16 protein-coding genes and 2 pseudogenes are annotated in these 19495 nt (G+C 74.1%); 7 read left to right on the top strand and 11 right to left on the bottom strand.

All coding sequences use genetic code 11. The features are described from left to right. Positions 1-83: 83 nt before the first annotated feature. The 4 genes and pseudogenes from sucB to ACQEVS_RS08910 all read right to left on the bottom strand — a co-directional run bounded on the left by sucB (position 84) and on the right by ACQEVS_RS08910 (position 6115). Positions 84-1870, bottom strand: a pseudogene (sucB, locus tag ACQEVS_RS08925) (2-oxoglutarate dehydrogenase, E2 component, dihydrolipoamide succinyltransferase). A gap of 48 nt (positions 1871-1918) precedes the next feature. Continuing rightward, complete coding sequence (lpdA, locus tag ACQEVS_RS08920) at positions 1919-3307, bottom strand: dihydrolipoyl dehydrogenase (RefSeq protein ID WP_004955782.1); 1389 nt, start codon at positions 3305-3307, stop codon at positions 1919-1921. A 325-nt stretch (positions 3308-3632) separates the two neighbouring features. Continuing rightward, a complete protein-coding gene (locus ACQEVS_RS08915; RefSeq protein ID WP_433017613.1) occupies positions 3633-5159 on the bottom strand; it encodes a leucyl aminopeptidase in 1527 nt (508 codons plus the stop codon). A gap of 149 nt (positions 5160-5308) precedes the next feature. After that, on the bottom strand, positions 5309-6115 hold the full coding sequence (locus tag ACQEVS_RS08910) for an adenosylcobinamide-GDP ribazoletransferase (RefSeq protein WP_433017610.1): 807 nt from the start codon (positions 6113-6115) through the stop codon (positions 5309-5311). Positions 6116-6245: 130 nt separating this feature from the next. Here ACQEVS_RS08910 and ACQEVS_RS08905 point away from each other — a divergent pair, with 130 nt between their 5' ends. Next, the gene (locus ACQEVS_RS08905) at positions 6246-6983 is read left to right on the top strand and encodes a hypothetical protein (protein WP_433017607.1); all 738 of its coding nucleotides are present in this window, start codon (positions 6246-6248) and stop codon (positions 6981-6983) included. On the opposite strand, the gene ACQEVS_RS08900 is transcribed toward ACQEVS_RS08905, so the two are convergent. The 4 genes from ACQEVS_RS08900 to ACQEVS_RS08885 all read right to left on the bottom strand — a co-directional run bounded on the left by ACQEVS_RS08900 (position 6950) and on the right by ACQEVS_RS08885 (position 12094). Continuing rightward, positions 6950-7681 carry a hypothetical protein gene (locus ACQEVS_RS08900; RefSeq protein WP_433017604.1) on the bottom strand — a complete coding sequence of 244 codons (732 nt, stop codon included), beginning with the start codon at positions 7679-7681 and terminating at the stop codon, positions 6950-6952. The genes ACQEVS_RS08905 and ACQEVS_RS08900 overlap by 34 nt on opposite strands. Next, positions 7678-9429, bottom strand: a complete 1752-nt coding sequence (locus ACQEVS_RS08895) for a phosphatidylglycerol lysyltransferase domain-containing protein (RefSeq protein WP_433017601.1) — start codon at positions 9427-9429, stop codon at positions 7678-7680. The genes ACQEVS_RS08900 and ACQEVS_RS08895 overlap by 4 nt, the downstream gene beginning before the upstream one ends. A gap of 153 nt (positions 9430-9582) precedes the next feature. After that, the gene (locus ACQEVS_RS08890; RefSeq protein ID WP_433017597.1) at positions 9583-10629 is read right to left on the bottom strand and encodes a nicotinate-nucleotide--dimethylbenzimidazole phosphoribosyltransferase; all 1047 of its coding nucleotides are present in this window, start codon (positions 10627-10629) and stop codon (positions 9583-9585) included. Between the two features lie 268 nt (positions 10630-10897). Next, entirely contained in the window at positions 10898-12094 is a 1197-nt protein-coding gene (locus tag ACQEVS_RS08885) for a bifunctional adenosylcobinamide kinase/adenosylcobinamide-phosphate guanylyltransferase (RefSeq protein ID WP_433017594.1), read from the bottom strand. A gap of 127 nt (positions 12095-12221) precedes the next feature. Here ACQEVS_RS08885 and ACQEVS_RS08880 point away from each other — a divergent pair, with 127 nt between their 5' ends. Then, positions 12222-12437: a hypothetical protein gene (locus ACQEVS_RS08880; protein WP_433017591.1), complete on the top strand. Its 216-nt coding sequence runs from the start codon at positions 12222-12224 to the stop codon at positions 12435-12437. A gap of 331 nt (positions 12438-12768) precedes the next feature. Here the strand turns inward: ACQEVS_RS08880 and ACQEVS_RS08875 are convergent, their stop codons facing one another. Both ACQEVS_RS08875 and ACQEVS_RS08870 read right to left on the bottom strand, forming a co-directional pair. Beyond that, positions 12769-13443 carry a methyltransferase domain-containing protein gene (locus tag ACQEVS_RS08875; protein WP_433027396.1) on the bottom strand — a complete coding sequence of 225 codons (675 nt, stop codon included), beginning with the start codon at positions 13441-13443 and terminating at the stop codon, positions 12769-12771. A gap of 410 nt (positions 13444-13853) precedes the next feature. After that, positions 13854-14459, bottom strand: coding sequence for a DUF3043 domain-containing protein (locus tag ACQEVS_RS08870; RefSeq protein ID WP_433017588.1), 606 nt, complete (start codon positions 14457-14459; stop codon positions 13854-13856). A gap of 281 nt (positions 14460-14740) precedes the next feature. Here ACQEVS_RS08870 and ACQEVS_RS08865 point away from each other — a divergent pair, with 281 nt between their 5' ends. The 5 genes and pseudogenes from ACQEVS_RS08865 to ACQEVS_RS08845 all read left to right on the top strand — a co-directional run. Then, on the top strand, positions 14741-15526 hold the full coding sequence (locus ACQEVS_RS08865; RefSeq protein ID WP_433017585.1) for a PspA/IM30 family protein: 786 nt from the start codon (positions 14741-14743) through the stop codon (positions 15524-15526). Between the two features lie 28 nt (positions 15527-15554). Beyond that, positions 15555-15833 (top strand): PspA-associated protein PspAA, encoded by a 279-nt coding sequence (gene pspAA / locus ACQEVS_RS08860; RefSeq protein WP_433017582.1) that lies wholly within the window; start codon positions 15555-15557, stop codon positions 15831-15833. A 281-nt stretch (positions 15834-16114) separates the two neighbouring features. Continuing rightward, positions 16115-16330, top strand: coding sequence for a hypothetical protein (locus tag ACQEVS_RS08855; RefSeq protein WP_433017579.1), 216 nt, complete (start codon positions 16115-16117; stop codon positions 16328-16330). After that, positions 16327-17370 (top strand): sensor histidine kinase, encoded by a 1044-nt coding sequence (locus tag ACQEVS_RS08850; protein ID WP_433017576.1) that lies wholly within the window; start codon positions 16327-16329, stop codon positions 17368-17370. The genes ACQEVS_RS08855 and ACQEVS_RS08850 overlap by 4 nt, the downstream gene beginning before the upstream one ends. A 5-nt stretch (positions 17371-17375) precedes the next feature. Further along, positions 17376-18064 (top strand): annotated as a pseudogene (locus tag ACQEVS_RS08845) (response regulator); the annotation flags it as partial. 171 nt (positions 18065-18235) lie between these two features. Here ACQEVS_RS08845 and nadA read toward each other — a convergent pair. Further along, positions 18236-19423 (bottom strand): quinolinate synthase NadA, encoded by a 1188-nt coding sequence (gene nadA / locus ACQEVS_RS08840; protein ID WP_433017574.1) that lies wholly within the window; start codon positions 19421-19423, stop codon positions 18236-18238. Positions 19424-19495 lie beyond the last annotated feature (72 nt).

Below are 19495 nucleotides of genomic sequence, written 5' to 3'. Positions count from 1 at the left end.
CGGTAGGGGAAACGGCGCGGCCCCGGCCCGTACCGGAGTACGGAGCCGGGGCCGCGCCGCTCAGCAGGTGGCCGGAGCCGGGATCAGAGACCGATCTCGGTCTCGAACTCGGCGGCCTCCAGGATGGCCTTGACCGTCGTCAGGTAACGGGCCGCGTCGGCGCCGTCCACCAGGCGGTGGTCGTAGGAGAGCGTCACGTACGTCATGTCGCGGACGCCGATGGTCGTGCCCTCGGCGGTCTCGATGACGACCGGGCGCTTCACCGTGGCGCCGATGCCCAGGATCGCGACCTGGTTCGGGGGCACGATGACCGTGTCGAACAGCGCACCGCGCGAGCCGGTGTTGCTGATCGTGAAGGTCGCGCCGGACATCTCGTCCGGGCTGATCTTGCCCGTGCGGACCTTGCCCGCCAGCTCCGCCGTCTTCTTGGCGATGCCCGCGATGTTGAGGTCACCCGCACCCTTGATGACCGGGGTCATCAGGCCCTTCTCCGAGTCGACGGCGATGCCGACGTTCTCGGAGTCGAAGTAGGTGATGGTGTTCTCGTCCTCGTTGATCCGGGCGTTGATGACCGGGTGGGCCTTCAGCGCCTGGACGGCGGCCTTGACGAAGAACGGCATCGGGGAGAGCTTGACGCCCTCGCGGGCGGCGAAGCCGTCCTTGGCCTTGGCACGCATCCGCATGATCTTGGTGATGTCCACCTCGATCACGGAGCTGAGCTGGGCCTGGCCGTGCAGCGCCTTCATCATGTTGTCGGCGATGACCTTGCGCATGCGCGGCATCTTGACCGTCTGACCGCGCAGCGGGGACGCCTCCAGGGCCGGGGCCTTGGGAGCGGCGGCGGCAGCGGCCGGGGCCGGCGCGGCCTTGGCGGCCTCGGCGGCGGCCAGGACGTCCTGCTTGCGGATGCGGCCACCGACGCCGGTGCCCTGGACGCCCGCGAGGTTCACGCCGCTCTCGGCGGCGAGCTTGCGGACGAGCGGGGTCACGTAGGCGCCCTCGGCGTTGGCCACGGCGGCGGTCGGGGCCTGGGCGGCCGGAGCCGCGGGGGCGGCCGGGGCCGGAGCCGGGGCGGCCGGAGCCTGCGGGGCCGGAGCAGCCGGGGCGGCGGGGGCCGGAGCGGCGGCCGGAGCCGGCGCGGCGGGGCCGCGGGGGCAGCCGGAGCCGCGGGGGCGGCCGGGGCGGCAGCCGGGGCCGGAGCGGCGGCCGGGGCGGCCGGCGCGGGGGCGGCGGCCGGGGCCGGAGCGGCACCCGCGGCACCGATCACGGCGAGCTTGGCGCCGACCTCGGCGACCTCGTCCTCGCCGACGACGATCTCCAGCAGGACGCCGGAGGCCGGGGCCGGGATCTCGGTGTCGACCTTGTCGGTCGAGACCTCGAGCAGCGGCTCGTCCTCGGAGACCTCCTCGCCGACCTCCTTCAGCCAGCGCGTGACGGTGCCCTCGGTGACCGACTCGCCCAGTGCGGGCAGCACGACGTCGGTACCGGTGGCGCCGCCCGCCGGGGCAGCGGCGGCGGGGGCCTCGGCCGGGGCGGCCGGAGCGGCGGGAGCCTCGGCGGCGGGCGCCGGAGTGGGCTCGGCGGCGGGGGCCTCAGCGGCGGCCGGGGCCGCGGCCTCGGCCGGGGCGCCGGAGCCGTCGTCGATGATGGCCAGCTCGGAGCCGACCTCCACCGTCTCGTCCTCGGCGACCTTGATGGAGGCGAGGACGCCGGACGCGGGCGCCGGGATCTCGGTGTCGACCTTGTCGGTGGAGACCTCGAGCAGCGGCTCGTCGACCTCCACACGGTCACCTTCGGCCTTGAGCCAGCGAGTGACAGTGCCCTCGGACACGCTCTCGCCGAGCGCCGGCAGGGTTACGGAAACCGCCATGGTGCGGTTGCTCCTTACGAGTAGTGCGGATGGTGGTGCGCTCGGGACTCAGTCGTGCGAGTGCAGCGGCTTGCCGGCCAGGGCCAGGTGGGCCTCGCCGAGGGCCTCGTTCTGCGTCGGGTGCGCGTGGATGAGCTGCGCGACCTCGGCGGGCAGGGCCTCCCAGTTGTAGATCAGCTGGGCCTCACCGACCTGCTCGCCCATGCGGTCGCCGACCATGTGGACGCCGACCACGGCACCGTCCTTGACCTGGACGAGCTTGATCTCGCCCGCGGTCTTGAGGATCTTGCTCTTGCCGTTGCCCGCGAGGTTGTACTTCAGCGCGACGACCTTGTCGGCGCCGTACAGCTCCTTGGCCTTCGCCTCGGTGATACCGACCGAGGCGACCTCCGGGTGGCAGTACGTGACGCGCGGCACGCCGTCGTAGTCGACCGGGACGGGCTTGAGCCCGGCCAGCCGCTCCGCCACCAGGATGCCCTCCGCGAAGCCGACGTGCGCGAGCTGGAGGGTCGGGACCAGGTCGCCGACGGCCGAGATGGTCGGCACGTTGGTGCGCATGTACTCGTCCACGAGGACGTAGCCGCGGTCCATCGCGACCCCGGCCTCCTCGTAGCCCAGGCCCTGGGAGACCGGGCCGCGGCCGACGGCGACGAGCAGCAGCTCGGCCTCGAAGGTCTTGCCGTTCTCCAGCGAGACCTTGACACCGTCGGCGGTGTACTCCACGCCGGAGAAGCGGGAGCCCAGGGAGAAGTTGATGCCGCGCTTGCGGAAGGCGCGCTCCAGCAGCTTCGAGCTGTTCTCGTCCTCGACCGGGACGAGGTGGGGGAGCGCCTCGACGATGGTGACGTCGGTGCCGAAGGACTTCCACGCGGAGGCGAACTCGACGCCGATGACGCCGCCGCCCAGCACGATCGCGGACTTCGGGACGCGGTCCAGGACCAGCGCGTGGTCCGAGGAGATCACGCGGTTGCCGTCGATGGTCAGGCCCGGCAGCGACTTCGGCACGGAGCCGGTCGCCAGCAGGACGTGGCGGCCCTCGACGCGCTGCCCGTTCACGTCCACGGACGTGGGGGAGGACAGGCGGCCCTCACCGGTGATGTAGGTGACCTTGCGCGAGGCGACCAGGCCCTGCAGGCCCTTGTACAGGCCCGAGATCACGTCGTCCTTGTACTTGTGGACGCCCGCGATGTCGATGCCCTCGAAGGACGCCTTGACGCCGAACTGCTCGCTCTCGCGGGCGGAGTCGGCGACCTCGCCGGCGTGCAGCAGAGCCTTGGTGGGGATGCAGCCGCGGTGCAGGCAGGTGCCGCCCAGCTTGTCCTTCTCGATCAGGGCGACGTCGAGACCCAGCTGCGCTCCACGCAGGGCGGCGGCGTAACCGCCGCTACCGCCTCCGAGGATCACTAGGTCGAAAACGGTGCTGGCGTCGTTCGCCACGTCACGTCCTCCATGCATGGGTACGCCGTTGCCGGTCACCGATGACCGGGCGGCGGCTGTCGTTCGGCCGCTTTTGCTTCGGCCCTGTGATTACTGGGGGCCCTGTCCTGCCGAGACAACATCTTCGCACTTGTTGACGGACGGCGGGACGCCGGGCCGGGCTGAGGGACGACTGATGCGTCACCTTCGATGGGTTACTCGCGCGTAGAGATGTCCACCGGCGCGATGACACGGGGCGTTCGTCCTGAGCGAACGCCGCGCGGCCCCGGACGCATTCCCGGGGCCGCGCGGCGGTTTCGCGAAGGGGGCCGACGCGGCCCGGGGCTCAGCCCAGGTCGCCGTCGGCGGTGTGCTCGGCCAGCCGGACGAGGGTACGGACGGCGGAGCCGGTGCCGCCCTTGGGGGTGTACCCGTAGGGGGCGCTCTCGTGGAAGGCCGGGCCGGCGATGTCCAGGTGTGCCCAGGTGATGCCCTCGCCCACGAACTCCTGGAGGAACAGGCCGGCGATCAGGCCGCCGCCGTTGCGGACGCCCATGTTGGCGATGTCCGCGACCGGGGAGTCCATGGTCTTGCGCAGCTCGGCGGGCATCGGCATGGGCCACGCCTGCTCGCCGGCCGACTCGGCGATCTCGTAGACGGCGGTGCGGAACGCGTCGTCGTTGGCCATGACACCGAAGGTGCGGTCGCCCAGGGCGAGGACCATGGCCCCCGTCAGGGTGGCGACGTCCACGATCGCGTCGGGGTTCTCCTCCGAGGCCCGGGTCAGGGCGTCGGCGAGCACCAGCCGGCCCTCGGCGTCGGTGTTGAGGACCTCGACGGTCTTGCCGCTGTACATGGTCAGCACGTCGCCCGGACGGGTGGCCGTGCCGGACGGCATGTTCTCCGCGAGGGCCAGCCAGCCGGTGACGTTGACGCGCAGGCCCAGCCGGGCCGCGGCCAGCACGGCGGAGAACACGGCGGCGGCGCCGCTCATGTCGCACTTCATGGTCTCGTTGTGGCCGGCCGGCTTGAGCGAGATGCCGCCCGAGTCGTAGGTGATGCCCTTGCCGACCAGGGCGAGGGTCTTCTCCGCCTTGGGGTGGGTGTAGCCGAGGCGGACCAGCCGCGGCGGGTTGGCCGAGCCCTGGCCGACGCCCATCAGACCGCCGTAACCGCCCTTGAGCAGCGCCTTCTCGTCCAGCACCTCGATCGTGAGGCCGTGCTCCTTGGCGGCCTCCTGGGCGAGGGTCGCGAACGCGGCCGGGTGGAGGGCGTTCGACGGGGTGTTGATCAGGTCGCGGGCGCGGTTGACCTCGGCGGCCACCACGGTGGCGCGCTCGACGGCGGCCTTGAACGCCTTGTCGCGCGGCTTGCCGCCCAGGATCACCGCGTCGGCCAGCGGCTCGCCCTTCTTCGACGCGCCCTTGCCGCCGCCGTTGCTGCGGAAGGCGGTGAAGGTGTACGCGCCCAGCAGGGCGCCCTCGGCGATGGCCGCGGCGTCGTCCGCGCCGGTCACCGGCAGCGCGAAGGCCGCCTTCTTCGTCCCGGTGAGGGCACGGGCGGCGGCGCCCGCGGCGCGGCGCAGCGCCTCACCCTCGTAGCCGTCGCCCTTGGCGGGGACCCCGCCGAGGCCGGCCGCGACCACGACGGCGGCCTTGACGCCCGCCGGGGCCGGGAGCTTGGTGACCTCGCCCTCCTCGCCGGAGGCGCCGAGGGTCTCCAGGACGGCGGCCAGCTTGCCGTCGAAGGCCTGGTCGACGGCTTCGGCGCCGGGCGCGAGGACGGGTCCCTTCGGGCCCTTGGCGACACCGACGACGAGGGCGTCCGCGCGCAGCGTCGCCGCGCCGGAGGTGCTGAGAGTGAGAGCAGTCACGGTGGTGGGTGTCCCTACTTCCGTTGAGTTTCCACGGCTTGGAAGCACAGCGAGGCCGTGCCGGCCGCCACCGCGCATCGTATGCGCCGCGCGTGCGCCGCCGGGTTCCGGGCCTTCGGGCGGGCACGAGCCTATCCCCGCGCGGTCGTTCAGCCCAGGGTCGCGACGATCAACGCGGTGGTGGCCGCGGTCTCCGCCAGGGCGCCGAAGACGTCGCCGGTGACCCCGCCGAAGCGGCGGAGGCAGTGCCGCAGGAGGAGTTCGGCCGCCGCGACGGCGAGCGGCACGGCCAGCCCGGCGCGCAGCGCGGCGCCCGGGCCGAGGAGCGCGCCGGCGCCGGCTGCCGCGCAACAGGCCGCGGCGGCCACCGCCAGGGCGGCGGGGACGGGCACCACCCCGGCGACCGCGGCGCCGAGGCCGCCGGGGCGGGCCGCCGGGACGCCGCGGCGGGCGGCGAGGGTGAGGGCGCAGCGCGCGGCGACGGCCGCGACCAGGGCGGCGAGGGCGCCGCGCGCCCCGCCGGCGGCGTACTGTCCGGCGAGCGCGGCGGCCTGGCCCAGCAGCACGAACACCAGGGTGACGACGCCGAACGGGCCGATGTCCGACTGCTTCATGATCCGCAGCGCGTCCTCGGCGGGCTTGCCGCTGCCCAGCCCGTCGGCCACGTCGGCGAGCCCGTCCAGGTGCAGCCCCCGGGTGAGCACGGCGGGCACGGCGGCGGCGGCGACCGCCGCGACCGGGGGAGCGGCGCCGAGCAGCAGCAGGAGCCAGCCCGTACCACCGGCGCAGGCGCCGACGACGAGGCCGGCGAGCGGGGCGGCGAGCATGCCGCCGCGCGCCGCCGGGCGGTCCCAGCGGGTGAGGCGGACGGGCAGTACGGTCAAGGTGCCGAAGGCGAACCGGAGGGCGTCGCCGGTGGTCGCGCGGGGGGTGCCGGGAGCGGGCGTGTCGGTCATCGCGGGCAGGGTATCCCGGCGGTGACGGACGGCCGGGCGGCGGCCGCGCGGTGCCCGGGCAGGAACGGGGAAGACGCCCGGTTGTCGATAAACTGCACGTCAGGGCCGAGTTCGGAAGTGCGGGAGTCCGATGGAACACTGGCTTGACCGCAATATCGTCGAGCCGGGCAAGCTGCCGCTGCTGGCGGCCCTGGCCTCGTTCGTGCTGACGTTCCTCGTCACCCGGGTCATCACCCGGCTCATCCGCGCGGGCAAGGGCCCCTTCCGCAACATCCGCCCCGGCGGCCTGCACGTCCACCACGTCGTCCCCGGCGTGGTGCTGATGGTGATCGGCGGCTTCGGCGCGGTGGCGGCGGGCCGGCACGGGCTGAGCGCGGTGGTCGCGGCGGTCCTCTTCGGGATGGGCGCCGGACTGGTGCTGGACGAGTTCGCGCTGATCCTGCACCTCGACGACGTCTACTGGACCGAACAGGGCCGCAAGAGCGTGGAGATCGTGGTGCTGACGGCGGCCCTGGTCGCCCTCGTCCTCTTCGGGTTCTCCCCCTTCGGAGTGAACGAGCTGACCCCCGACGAACTGCGCAGCCGCAGCATCCTCGTCTCGAACATACTGATCAACTTCCTGATCGCGCTGTTCGCCCTGGCCAAGGGCAAGCCGCGGATGGCCCTCATCGGCGCGGTCGTGCCGCTGGTCGCGCTGGTCGGCGCGGTGCGGCTGGCCCGGCCCGGTTCGCCGTGGGCCCGCCGCTTCTACCGCAACCGCCCGCGCGCCCGCCGCCGGGCCCGGGTGCGGGCCTACCGGCACGACGCCCGCTGGAACGCCGTCCGCAACCGGCTTCACGACCTCGTCGCCGGCGCCCCCGACCGCTGATCCCCGCTGCCGGGCCCGCCTCTGAAGCGGTCGTCCCGCGGCTTGCGGCGGCGTCTGCGCACCTCGTCCGCCGCGCTCAGGGCCAGCATCGTCACGATGGCGGCGATGTGCTCCTTGCCCGCCAGGTTGGGCTTGGCGGCCACCTCGGCCGCCATCGCCAGCACCACCACCCCGCAGGTGATCCAGGCCCGGTAGCGCCAGGACACGTACACCGCCAGCCCCACCACGGCCGCCGACGGGCCGGTGTCGACCACCTTGGCCGCGTGCGCCGGCAGCCCCCAGAAGCCCGGTCCGAGGGCGATGGCCAGCCGCGCGTACATCGTCCCGGCCAGCGTGGCGGTGTAGGCGATGGCCAGGGTCCGGCGGCGGCCCAGGCAGATCTCGGCGATCCCGAAGACGAGCAGGACCTGGACGAGCGACCCCCAGACCGGCAGGTCCAGCGCCGGGACGAACAGCGACAGCGGCGTCCGCAGCAGCGCCAGCCACCAGGGCACCTCGGCCCGTACCGAGCCGACCGCCTGGACGGGGCCGTAGCCCCACGGCTGGTTCTGCACCAGCTGGAAGACGACGATGAGGGCCACCGCCGAGAGTGTCAGCGGGATGGCGCGGAGCCGGTCGCGGGCGAGCGCCTCCGACACGTTCGTGACGAGCGGTCCCCATTCGGTGCGCGCGGCGCGTCGGAGCGCCGCACGGTTCATCGCCGGCTCTCCAGATGCTTGCGGTTCAGCCACTTCGGCAGCCCCGGGGCCTCCAGGAAGCCCTCCGCGCGGGCGCTGGCGATGCCGATCCGCAGCAGGTCACTGCTCTTCTCGAACAGCATGAAACGAGGCTCCCAGATCGGCCGGTACTTCGCATTCGCGCGGTACAGCGACTCGATCTGCCACCAGCGGGAGAAGAAGCTCAGCAGCGAGCGCCAAGCCCGCAGCACCGGCCCCGCGCCGAGCCGGGAGCCGCGCTCGAAGACCGAGCGGAACATCGCGAAGTTCAGCGAGACCTGGTCGATGCGCAGCTCCCGCGCCCGCTGGAGGAGCTCGATCACCATGAACTCCATCAGGCCGTTCTCGGACTCCCGGTCGCGGCGCATCAGGTCCAGCGACAGCCCCTTGGGCCCCCACGGCACGAAGCTCAGCAGCGCCCGCAGCTCGCCCTCGCCGTCGTGGCACTCCAGCATCACGCAGCGGCCGTCGTCCGGGTCGCCCAGCCGCCCCAGCGCCATCGAGAAGCCGCGCTCGGTCGCCCCGTCGCGCCAGTCGTCCGCGCGCCGCAGCAGCTCGGCCATCTCCTCCTCGGGGATGTCCTCGTGCCGCCGGATGCGGACCGTGTACCCGGCCCGCTTCACCCGGTTGAACGCCTGCCGGACGGTCCGCATGGCCCGCCCCTCCAGGGTGAACTCCGCGGTGTCGACGATCGCCTCGTCACCGAGTTCGAGGGCGTCCATGCCGTGCCGGGCGTAGACGGTGCCGCCCTCCTCGCTCGCGCCCATCACGGCCGGGATCCAGCCGTGCGCGCGGGCCTCGGCCAGCCAGGGTTCGATGGCACCCGGCCACGCCTCGGGGTCGCCGAGCGGATCGCCCGAGGCCAGCGAGACCCCGCCGACCACCCGGTAGGTGACCGCCGCCTTCCCGGACGGCGACCACACGACGCTCTTCTCGCGGCGCAGCGCGAAGTAGCCCAGCGAGTCCCGGTCGCCGTACTTGTCGAGGAGCGCCCGCAGCCGGGTCTCGTCCTCCGGCGTCAGCGGGTCGGTGACCCGGCGGGAGCGGAACGCCGCCCACACCACCAGCACCAGCAGCACCGTGCTCATCACGTTGATGCTGACGTTGACCCAGTCCGGGGTGTCGATCGCCGGGAACGGGCTGTCGTCGCTCGCCAGGAAGACCAGCCGCCGCACGCCGTAGCGCCAGCGCTCCCAGAACGTCGACCGGTACGCGTCCCCCGCCTGGTTGGTGACCGTCACCAGGAACGCCGCGATCAGCGAGCAGACCAGCAGGCCCCCGGCCGCGACGGCCGCCGCCAGCTTGGGGTTGGAGCGGTCCCCGACCGCGTAGAACTCCCGCCGGCCCACCACCAGGGCGGCCACGAACAGCGCCGTGATCGCCACCGAGCACCAGTTCTGGCCGTGCGCCCGGAACTCCGGGAACCACATCAGCAGCGCCAGCAGCACCAGGAGTACCCCGGCCAGCGCCAGGTTGAGGATCCACGCGGCCCGCTTGCGACGGCGCAGGGTGACCGCCATGAACAGCGACACCACGGCCGAGGTGAAGCTGGCCTCCAGCAGGTACGGCGTGAAGTAGTCGTCGACGCTGTGCCGCCGGATGCTGGCCCCGAAGGACACCCAGACCGCGCTGAGCAGGTTGACGAAGGCGGCGGCACGCAGGTACCACACGGCGAAGGCTGCGGCGCGCCGGGGCCAGGGGCCCGGGCGCACCTCGTCATCCGGAGTCAAGCGGACTTCTCCCGAGAAAGGCGACGGAACGGTGGGCGAGGGGACGTGACGGACGGCGTGGCCCCCACGCTTCCGCTGCCGGTGACCGCTGTCGAGACCTTCCGGCCCGTGTCGGCCCCCCGTCGGCTCCGCGTCGGCCGCGCGCCGGCCTCATCAGGAACGTTCGGGAAGCTCCGCCGCCAGGGACGCCGCCGCCATCACCAGTGGCAGAGCGAGCAGCGCCCCGGTTCCCTCGCCCAGTGTGACGCCGTGATCGAGCAGAGGGTTGAGCGCGATCCGGTCGAGTGCCTTCGCCTGGGCCGGATCACCGCTGCTCTGCCCGGCCAGCCACCAGTCCGGGGCACGGAAGGCGACACGCTGCGCGACGAGGGCGCACGCCGCCGAGACCACGCCGTCCAGGATCACCGGCGTCCGGCGCACCGCGCTCTGCAGCAGGAACCCGGTGATCGCCGTCAGGTCCGCGCCACCGGCCGTCGCCAGCAGCCGCAGCTGGTCGCCCAGGACGGGCCGGGCCCGCCGCAGCGCGTCCCGGATCGCCGCGCACTTGCGCATCCACGCCAGGTCGTCGATGTCCGCGCCGCCCCGGCCGGTCACCACCGACGCGTCCGTCCCGCACAGCGCGCCGATCAGCGCGCCCGCGGCGGTCGTACCGCCCACGCTCAGGTCGCCGAGGACGACGAGGTCCGTGCCGGAGTCCGCCTCCTCGTCGGCGATCGCCATCCCCGCCCGGAACGCCCGCTCCGCCTCCTCCGCGGTCAGGGCGTCCTCGGTGTCGATCCGGCCCGAGCCGCGGCGCACCCGGTACCGGGTGACGTCCGCGGGCAGCAGCTCCGGATCGCAGTCGAGCGCCATGTCGACGATCCGCAGCTCCACGCCGGACCGACGGGCCAGCACGGCCGGGGCGCTCACCCCGTCCAGCGCGGCGCGCACGAGTGCGTACGCGCCCTCGGCGGGCCCGGCGGAGACGCCCAGCGAGGCGACACCGTGATCGCCCGCGAACAGGATCGCCTTGGGCCGCTCCACCGGCTTCACCGGCACCCCGCCCTGCGCGGCGGCGAGCCACTCGCCGAGCTCGTCCAGGCGGCCGAAGGCGCCGGGGCGGGGGGTGAGCCGCTCCCGTCGCTCTTCCGCTTCGCGGCGGATGTCGGGGTCGGGGCGCTCGATCAGCGTGGCGAAGTCATCCAGGTTCAGACCGCTCATCCGCGACACACTACCGCTGCGCGGGGCTGGGGTCGGGGGGTGCGGTGCCCCGGTCCCGCCCTTTCGCCGTTTCCCGGGGCCGGCCCCCAGACCCCCCTTGTCGCGGCTTCGCCGCTCGTCCTCAAACGCCGGACGGGCTGGATTTTCCAGCCCGTTGGGGGTCCCCCCTCTGGGGGAGTTTGAGGACAACCGCGCGGAGCGCGGTTTCGGGGTCTGGGGCAGCGCCCCAGGAATCGGCGAAGGGGCTGGACTGGGGCACACCCCCTCCCTACCGCAACCGCACCGCCGCCCCCGCCACCACCAACAGCACATGCTCACACTCCGCCGCCCACGCCGCGTTCAACCTCCCCAGCTCATCCCGGAACCGCCGCCCGGAAGCGGTCGCGGGCACCACCCCGGACCCGACCTCGTTGCTGACGGCGACGACCGTCCGCCGCGTCTCCCGGACCGCGCGGACGAGCTCCGCGACCCGCTGGGCCAACGCCGACGAGCCCCCGTTCGCCCACACCGCGTCATCCCAGGCCGACACGGCGTCCATCGCATGGGTAAGCCACAGCGAGAGGCAGTCGATCAGCAGCGGCGGTCCGTCGGCGGCGAGCAGGGGGACGAGGTCGCAGGTCTCGGCCGTGCGCCAGGAGGACGGGCGGCGTTCGCGGTGCAGGGCGACGCGGGCCGCCCAGTCGGAGTCGCCGTCCCGCGGGCCGCCGGTGGCGACGTAGGTGACCTCGGGGAACGACTCCAGCCGCCGCTCGGCCTCCACGGACTTCCCCGAACGCGCCCCGCCGAGGACGAGCGTCCGCCGGGGCACGTCGGGAACGGCGTGATAGTCCCCGACGGTGAGCGTGCTGCCGTCCGGGACCGCCCGCGCCCCGGCCGCGGCCAGCCGGCGGCGCAACTCCCGCCCCGGGGGCACCTCGTGGCCGAGGTGGACGGCGATCACGTCCGTCGTCGCGGTGACCGCGCCCGTCTCGCGCAGCCGGGCCAGCGCGTCCGGCCGGTCCACGACGTCGAGGAGGACGATGTCGTACGGGCCGGACGCGGCGGAGAGCCCGGCCGGGGCGCCGCCGGGCGGCAGGTAGAGCAGGCGGTCGCCGTCGGGGCCCGTCACCTCGTAGCCCGTGCCCGGCGCGTCCAGGGCCACCGCCCGCACCCGGTGCCCGCTGATCACCGACAGGTCGCGGCCGTCCGGCACCCGCACCGGCGCCGGCAGGCCGGGCGGCAGCTCGACGGCCGGGCCGTCGTGCGGGTGGGAGAGCAGCACCTGCCGCACCCCGGCGACGCTCCGGCCCGCCCGCGCGGCCGCGAACGCGGGCCCGGGCGTGAGATCGAGCAGCAGCTCGCCGTCGACGAGCAGGGCGGTCGCCGCCCGGGCGTTCTCGCCCACGGCGGTGGCGCAGGCGGCGCAGGGGCAGCCGGGGCGCGGCAGCCCTTCGGGGGCCCCGGTGCCGAGCAGAGTCAGTTCCACGCCCCGATCGTCTCGCGTCCGTGCGCGGCGGGCGCGTCGGGATCACCCTTTCCCGCCCCGGGACCGCGCGCCCGGCCGGGAGTTAGGCTGCGTTCCGGCAGCGAACCACGAGCCTTTGGAGGCTGGCATGGCGTGGGTGTGGCGGTTCGAGAAGGCGGACGGGACGGAGACGGCCCCGGCCGTCGAGCCGGAGGAGTTCTCGACGCAGGGGGACGCGGAGTCCTGGCTCGGCGAGGAGTGGCGGGCGCTGCTGGAGGGCGGCGTGGAGCAGGTGCGTCTGTTCGAGGACGGCCAGGAGATCTACGACGCCCCGATGAGCCTCCGGGCGGCGGCGGAGAGCTGACGCCCCGGGGCGGCACGGCGCCCGCCCCACGGGCAGGGGACCGCGGCGAGGCCGGCGGCCGCCCGGGAAGCTCCGGGCCGGGCTGCCGGCCGTCGTCGCGTCCCGGGGGAGTTCTTACGGGCGGGTCGCTCTTACGGGCAGGGACCGCGGGGCGAGGCCGCTCCTCCAGGGCCGACGGCCTCCGCGCCCGGCGACCCCTCATGGCCCCGACGACCCGGCTGACGTCGTGCACCGCGCGCCCGGCCCGGCCCGGAGCGGCCGGCGGCCAAGGGTCCGGCCGACGGTCGGCGCGGCCGGCGTCCGCGGCCGGGCGCCGGACCCGCACCCCGCCCTACCCGCCCCGCACCCCGCACAGATGCAGCAGCGCCGCCACCGCCCGGTACGGGTCGGTCCGGCCGGCCCGGTCCTCGGCGGCCAGCAGGCGGTCGAGGTCGGCCGGGCGGGGGCGGGCCGGTGGGTCGGTGAAGACGCGGACGCCGTACCAGGCGCGCAGCGGGGCGCCGATGCCGGCCAGGGTGGCGGCCAGGGCCTCGCGCCGGTCGGCGCGGACGGGCGTGCCGGTGCGGTCGGTGTCGTAGGGGGAGTCGAAGGCGCCGAGCGCCCGGTCCCAGTCGCCGGCCAGGCCGGGGCGCAGGGCCAGCGCGTCCGCGTTGCGGACGAGCAGCGACAGCAGGCCGCCGGGGGCCAGGACGCGGGCGAGTCCGGCCAGCAGGGGGTCGGGCTCCGGTACGTACATCAGCACGCCGTGGCAGAGGACGAGGTCGAAGGCGCCGGGCGTGAAGTGGGCGCCGGTGTCCCGGCCGTCGCCCTCCAGGAGGCGGACGCGCTCCCGGACCTCGGCGGGCCCGGCGGCGAGCACCTTGCGGACGGCGGCCACCGTCGCCGGATCGGACTCCAGGGCGGTCACCTCGTGCCCCGCGCGGGCGAGCCGCAGTGCCTGGGTGCCGTGGGCGAGGCCCACGTCCAGGACGCGCAGCCGCTGCCCGGCCGGGAAGCGGGCGGCCATCTGCTCGTCGATCTGCCGGGCGACCAGTTCGTGCCGGACGGTGTTCCGCAAGCCTTCCCACAGGCCCTCGTCGGCGGCCTCCACGGTCGTGGACCCGGCGTACCCGGGAGCCGGGGTCCCGGCCCCCGTGGTGGCGGGGAAGGAGCCGGGCCAGGGTCCACCGTGGTGACGAGGCCCGGGGACGTCCTCCAAGGCCGACCCGGAGGCCATCGGGGGTGCGGCACCGAACACGCCGTCGGGGGCGCCGGGGTACGTCCCGTAGGCCACCCCGGCGTACTCCGCCGGCCTCGCGCCGGGGTACGCGCCGGGCGTCGCCCAGGACTCCGCCCCGGGCGCGGGGCCGGACACCGGCCCCGGTACCACTTCGGGCCCGTCCGACAGCGTGCCGGCCGGGCCCCACGGGGAGCCGCTCAGGGCTTCTCCCCGCGCGCGACCTTCGGCTTGGGCAGCCGCAGCCGCCGCATCTGCAGGGAGCGCATCAGGGCGTACGGGACGGCGCCCCGGGTGTTCTCGCCGGCGAAGCGCTCCTTGAGCCCCTTGCGCAGGCCGACCGCGAGGACGACCGAGTTGAGGACGATCACCAGGATGACGACCATCCACGCCAGCAGCACGTACTGCTGGAACTTCCCGCGGTTGAACATGCTCATGACGAGGATGACCACCGCGAGCGGCAGGAAGAACTCCATGACGGTGAACCGGGAGTCCACGAAGTCCCGCGCGAAGCGCCGGACGGGCCCCTTGTCACGGACGGGCAGGAACCGCTCGTCGCCGTTGGCCAGCGCCTCCCGCTGCCGGGCCATGTCGGTCCGACGGGTCTCGCGCTGCCGCTTCGCGGCCTCCTTGCGGTTGGCCGGCGTGCCGGCCAGGCTGCGGCGCTGGGCCGCGGCCTGGCTGCGCTTGGGCGTGGGGCGGCCCTTGGGGGCCTCCGGATGACGGGGCTGCTGGGGCTGGTCCGCGGTCACCTTGGCGTCGGCGGCCTTGGCGGACTGCTCTTCCTTCGAACGGCTTCGGAACACGGGACCCAAGGGTACGGGGTCCGGGGGGTGGACCCCAGCGTTCTGGGGAATGATCCCAGGATGGCCTCCGCGGGACGCCCCGCCTGCGGTCGCCCCTGACCCCACCCGGTGGGCGGTCTCCTCCTCCTGCCGGAGGAAGGCGCCCCCCTGATCGTCCTGCAGGAGGAGCGCATCCGGGTCCGGACAGTGCGGTAATGGGGACAGGCCCCGTACTGTGGGTTCTGTAGGTGTGATGGAGCCGAAGCCCGAGCTAGTCGGTCAGAAGGGGGCGCGCGAGGCCCATGAGCGGTGTCATGAAGCGTATGGGGATGATTTTCCGCGCGAAGGCCAACAAGGCCCTGGACCGGGCCGAGGATCCGCGCGAGACCCTCGACTACTCGTACCAGAAGCAGGTCGAGCTGCTGCAGAAGGTGCGCCGGGGCGTGGCCGACGTGGCCACCTCCCGCAAGCGCCTGGAGCTCCAGCTCACCCAGCTCCAGGGGCAGTCCGCGAAGCTGGAGGAGCAGGGCCGCAAGGCCCTCGCCCTCGGCCGCGAGGACCTCGCCCGGGAGGCGCTGACCCGGCGGTCCGCCCTCCAGCAGCAGGTCAGCGACCTGGAGACGCAGCACAGGACGCTCCAGGGCGAGGAGGAGAAGCTCACGCTCGCCTCCCAGCGGCTCCAGGCCAAGGTCGACGCCTTCCGCACCAAGAAGGAGACCATCAAGGCCACCTACACCGCCGCCCAGGCCCAGACCCGCATCGGCGAGGCGTTCTCCGGCATCTCGGAGGAGATGGGCGACGTCGGCATGGCCATCCAGCGCGCCGAGGACAAGACGGCCCAGCTCCAGGCCCGGGCCGGCGCCATCGACGAGCTCCTCGCCTCCGGCGCCCTCGACGACCCCACCGGCATGGCGAAGGACGACATCACGGCCGAGCTGGACCGCCTGTCCAGCGGCTCGGACGTCGAGCTGGAGCTCCAGCGGATGAAGGCCGAGCTCTCCGGCGGCAGCGCCAAGCCGGCCATCGAGGGCGGCGCCGCCTCCCAGTCCGCCCAGCCGCAGGACCGGCCCGACTTCCACAAGCGCTGACGCGGGCCGCGGAACGAGAGGAGGCGCCGTGATCGTTCGCATCATGGGGGAGGGCCAGTGGAAGCTGGCCGACAGCCACTTCGCCGAGCTCAACGTGTTGGACGACGAACTGCTCGATGAGATGGAGAGCGGGGACGAGGAGGGGTTCCGGCGGACGCTCGGGGCTCTGCTCGATGCGGTGCGGCGGCTGGGGAGTCCGCTGCCGGATGACGCTCTTGAGCCCTCCGAGCTGATCCTGCCCGCGCCCGAGGCGTCGCTCGCCGAGGTGCGGGCGATGCTGAGCGACGACGGGCTCATCCCTGGGTGACCCCTGCGGGGGGTGTGCCCCGGTCCCGCCCTTTTACCGTTTCTTGCGGGGGCAAGCCCCCGCACCCCCGAAGCGCCCTGCGGGCGCTGTCCTCAAACTCCCCCAGAGGGGGCACCCCCAACGGGCTGAACAGTCAGCCCGTCCGGCGTTTGAGGACGAGCGGCGAAGCCGCGACAAGCGGGGTCTGGGGCGCAGCCCCAGGAATCGGCGAAGGGGCGGGACCGGGGCACAGCCCGCCGCAGGCGCACCGTGTCGGCAACACTTCCGCCCCGAGGGGACCGATGACCACCCCCGCCGTCCGCGGCCGGCTCCGCGCGCACCCGACGGCCGCCGACGCGGCCGTCGCCGCGACCGTCCTCGCCCTGATGATCGGAAGCGTCTTCGTCGGCCACCGGGTGGCCGCCCACCCCTCTCCCCCCTCTTCGTCACCTGCGCCGTCCTCGCCGCCGCGGCCCTCGCCGTCCGGCGCCGCGCGCCGCGCACGGTCCTGGTGGTGACGTCCGTCCTCACCGCGGTGGGCGCCGCGGACGCCGGGGACGGGGTGCCGCGCATCCAGGTCGCGCTGTCGGCGATCGTGGCGCTCTACACCGTCGTCTCCCGCACCGAGCGCGCCGCGGCCCTCCGCATCGCAGCGGTGACGATCACCGCCCTCACCGGCGCGGTGATGCTGCTGGGCCCGCCGCCCTGGTACGCGCAGGAGAACGTGGGGATGCTCGCCTGGGCCGGCATGGCCGCCGCCGCGGGTGACGCGGTCCGCAGCCGGCGCGCCTACATCGCCGCGATCGAGGAGCGCGCGCTGCGTGCCGAGTGCTCCCGGGAGGAGGAGGCGCGCCGCCGGGTCGCCGAGGAGCGGCTGCGCATCGCCCGTGAGCTGCACGACGTCGTCGCCCACCACATCGCGCTGGTCAACGTCCAGGCCGGGGTGGCCTCGCACGTGATGGACAGCCGCCCGGACCAGGCGAAGCAGGCCCTGGCCCACGTCCGGGAGGCCAGCCGGTCCGCGCTGGACGAACTCCGGGCCACCGTCGGCCTGTTGCGCCAGTACGGCGACCCGGAGGCGCCGACCGAGCCGGCCCCCGGCATGGGCGCCTTCGACCAGCTCGTGGACGGCTTCACCCGCGCCGGACTGCGGGTGGCCGTCACCGTGACCGGCGCCCCGGCCGACGCGTCGGGGGCAGGCGACGAGGACCCCGCCGCGTCCGTCGCCGGCGCGCTGCCGGCCGCCGTCGACCTCACCGCGTACCGGGTCCTCCAGGAGGCGCTGACCAACGTGCACAAGCACGCCGGGCCCGGGGCCCGTGCCGAGGTCGTCATACTGCGGGCCCCCGGGAGCCTGGTGCTCACCGTCCTGGACGACGGTCCGGAGGACGGCGTCCCGGGTGACGACGGGCCGGCCGGCGGCCACGGGCTCGTCGGCATGCGGGAGCGGGTGACCGCACTCGGCGGCACCATCGAGACCGGACCCCGGCAGGGCACGGCCGGCTTCCGCGTCCGCGTCCGGCTGCCCGTCCCCGCCGGCGCCCGGCGCCTACGCTGACCCCCATGACGGACGAGTCCTCCATCAGCGTTCTCCTCGCCGACGACCAGGCCCTGCTGCGCAGCGCCTTCCGGGTGCTCGTCGACTCCGAACCCGGCATGCGCGTGGTCGGCGAGGCGGCGGACGGCGCCGAGGCGGTGCGCCTGGCCCGCGAGGTACGCCCCGACGTGGTGCTCATGGACATCCGGATGCCCGGCGTCGACGGCCTCGCCGCCACCCGCGAGATCTGCTCGGACCCGACGCTCGACGGGGTACGGGTGGTGATGCTCACGACCTTCGAGGTCGACGACTACGTGGTGCAGTCCCTGCACGCCGGCGCCTCCGGCTTCCTCGGCAAGGGCGCCGAGCCCGAGGAACTGCTCGCCGCCATCCGCATCGCCGCGGCCGGCGAGGCGCTGCTGTCGCCCGCGGCGACGAAGGGGCTCATCGCCACGTTCCTCGCCCAGGGCGGCGGCTTCCACGGCGGCGGGCCGGCCCGGCGGGGGCGGAGGCGCTGGACGCCTTGACGGGGCGGGAGCGGGAGGTTCTGGTGCAGGTGGCGGGTGGGTTGTCGAACGACGAGATAGGGGAGCGGCTGGCTGTCAGCCCGTTGACGGTGAAGACGCATGTCAATCGGGCGATGGCGAAGCTGGGGGCGCGGGACCGGGCGCAGCTCGTCGTGATCGCGTACGAGACGGGGCTGGTGCGGCCTCGGGGGAGTAGGCCCCAGCCCCGCCCTTTCACCGTTTCTTGCGGGGGAGGGCCCCCGCGCCCCCCGAAACCGCGCTTCGCGCGGTTGTCCTCAAACGCCGGACGGGCTGACTGTTCAGCCCGTCCGGCGTTTGAGGACGAGCGGCGAAGCCGCGAAAACCCGGAAAACCGCTGCCTACGGCAGCGCGAGCATCCGCTCCAGCGCCAGCTTCGAGAACGCCGCCACCTCCGGATCCACCTCGATCCGGTTCACGACCTTCCCCTCGGCGAGCGACTCCAGCGCCCACACCAGATGCGGCAGGTCGATCCGGTTCATGGTGGAGCAGAAGCACACCGTTCGGTCGAGGAAGACGATCTCCTTGCCCTCCGCGGCGAAACGGTTCGCCAGCCGGCGGACCAGGTTGAGTTCCGTGCCGATGGCCCACTTCGACCCGGCCGGGGCGGCCTCCAGGGTCTTGATGATGTACTCCGTGGAGCCGACGTAGTCGGCGGCGGCCACGACCTCGTGCTTGCACTCGGGGTGCACGAGCACGTTGACGCCGGGGATGCGCTCGCGCACCTCGCGGACGGAGTCCAGCGAGAAGCGGCCGTGGACGGAGCAGTGGCCCCGCCAGAGGATCATCTTCGCGCCGCGCAGCTCCTCGGCGGTGAGGCCGCCGTTCGGCTTGTGCGGGTTGTAGAGGACGCAGTCGTCGAGGGACATGCCGAGGTCCCGGACGGCGGTGTTGCGGCCCAGGTGCTGGTCCGGGAGGAAGAGGACCTTCTCGCCCTGCTCGAACGCCCACTTCAGCGCCCGCTCCGCGTTGGAGGAGGTGCAGATGGTGCCGCCGTGCTTGCCGGTGAACGCCTTGATGTCGGCGGAGGAGTTCATGTACGAGACGGGGACGGTGGTCCCGGCCACGCCCGCCTCGGTGAGCACGTCCCAGCACTCGGCGACCTGCTCGGCGGTGGCCATGTCGGCCATCGAGCAGCCCGCGGCCAGGTCCGGCAGGACCACCTGCTGGGCGTCGGTGGTGAGGATGTCGGCCGACTCGGCCATGAAGTGCACGCCGCAGAAGACGATGTACTCCGCGTCGGGGCGGGCCGCCGCGTCCCGGGCGAGCTTGAAGGAGTCGCCGGTGACGTCCGCGAACTCGATCACCTCGTCGCGCTGGTAGTGGTGGCCGAGGACGAACACCCGGTCACCCAGCTTCGCCTTCGCGGCACGCGCCCGCTCCACCAGGTCCGGGTCGGAGGGCGCGGGCAGGTCGCCGGGGCACTCGACGCCGCGTTCGCTGCGCGGGTCGGACTCGCGGCCGAGCAGCAGCAGGGCGAGGGGCGACGGGGCGGGGTCCTGGAAATCCAGGGTCTGGGCGGTGGTCACGACACGCACCCTTTCTGTTCTGCGGACGACCGGACTGAGCTGCACCGGCCTTGTCGTCAATTTGACGCTATC

Origin of the sequence: Streptomyces sp. CA-181903 (genome assembly GCF_050937075.1) — a bacterium.
In the GTDB taxonomy this organism is placed as follows: Bacteria; Actinomycetota; Actinomycetes; order Streptomycetales; family Streptomycetaceae; genus Streptomyces.
Note: the sequence above shows the minus strand (reverse complement) of the source record. Positions and strands in the feature narration are given on the sequence as shown.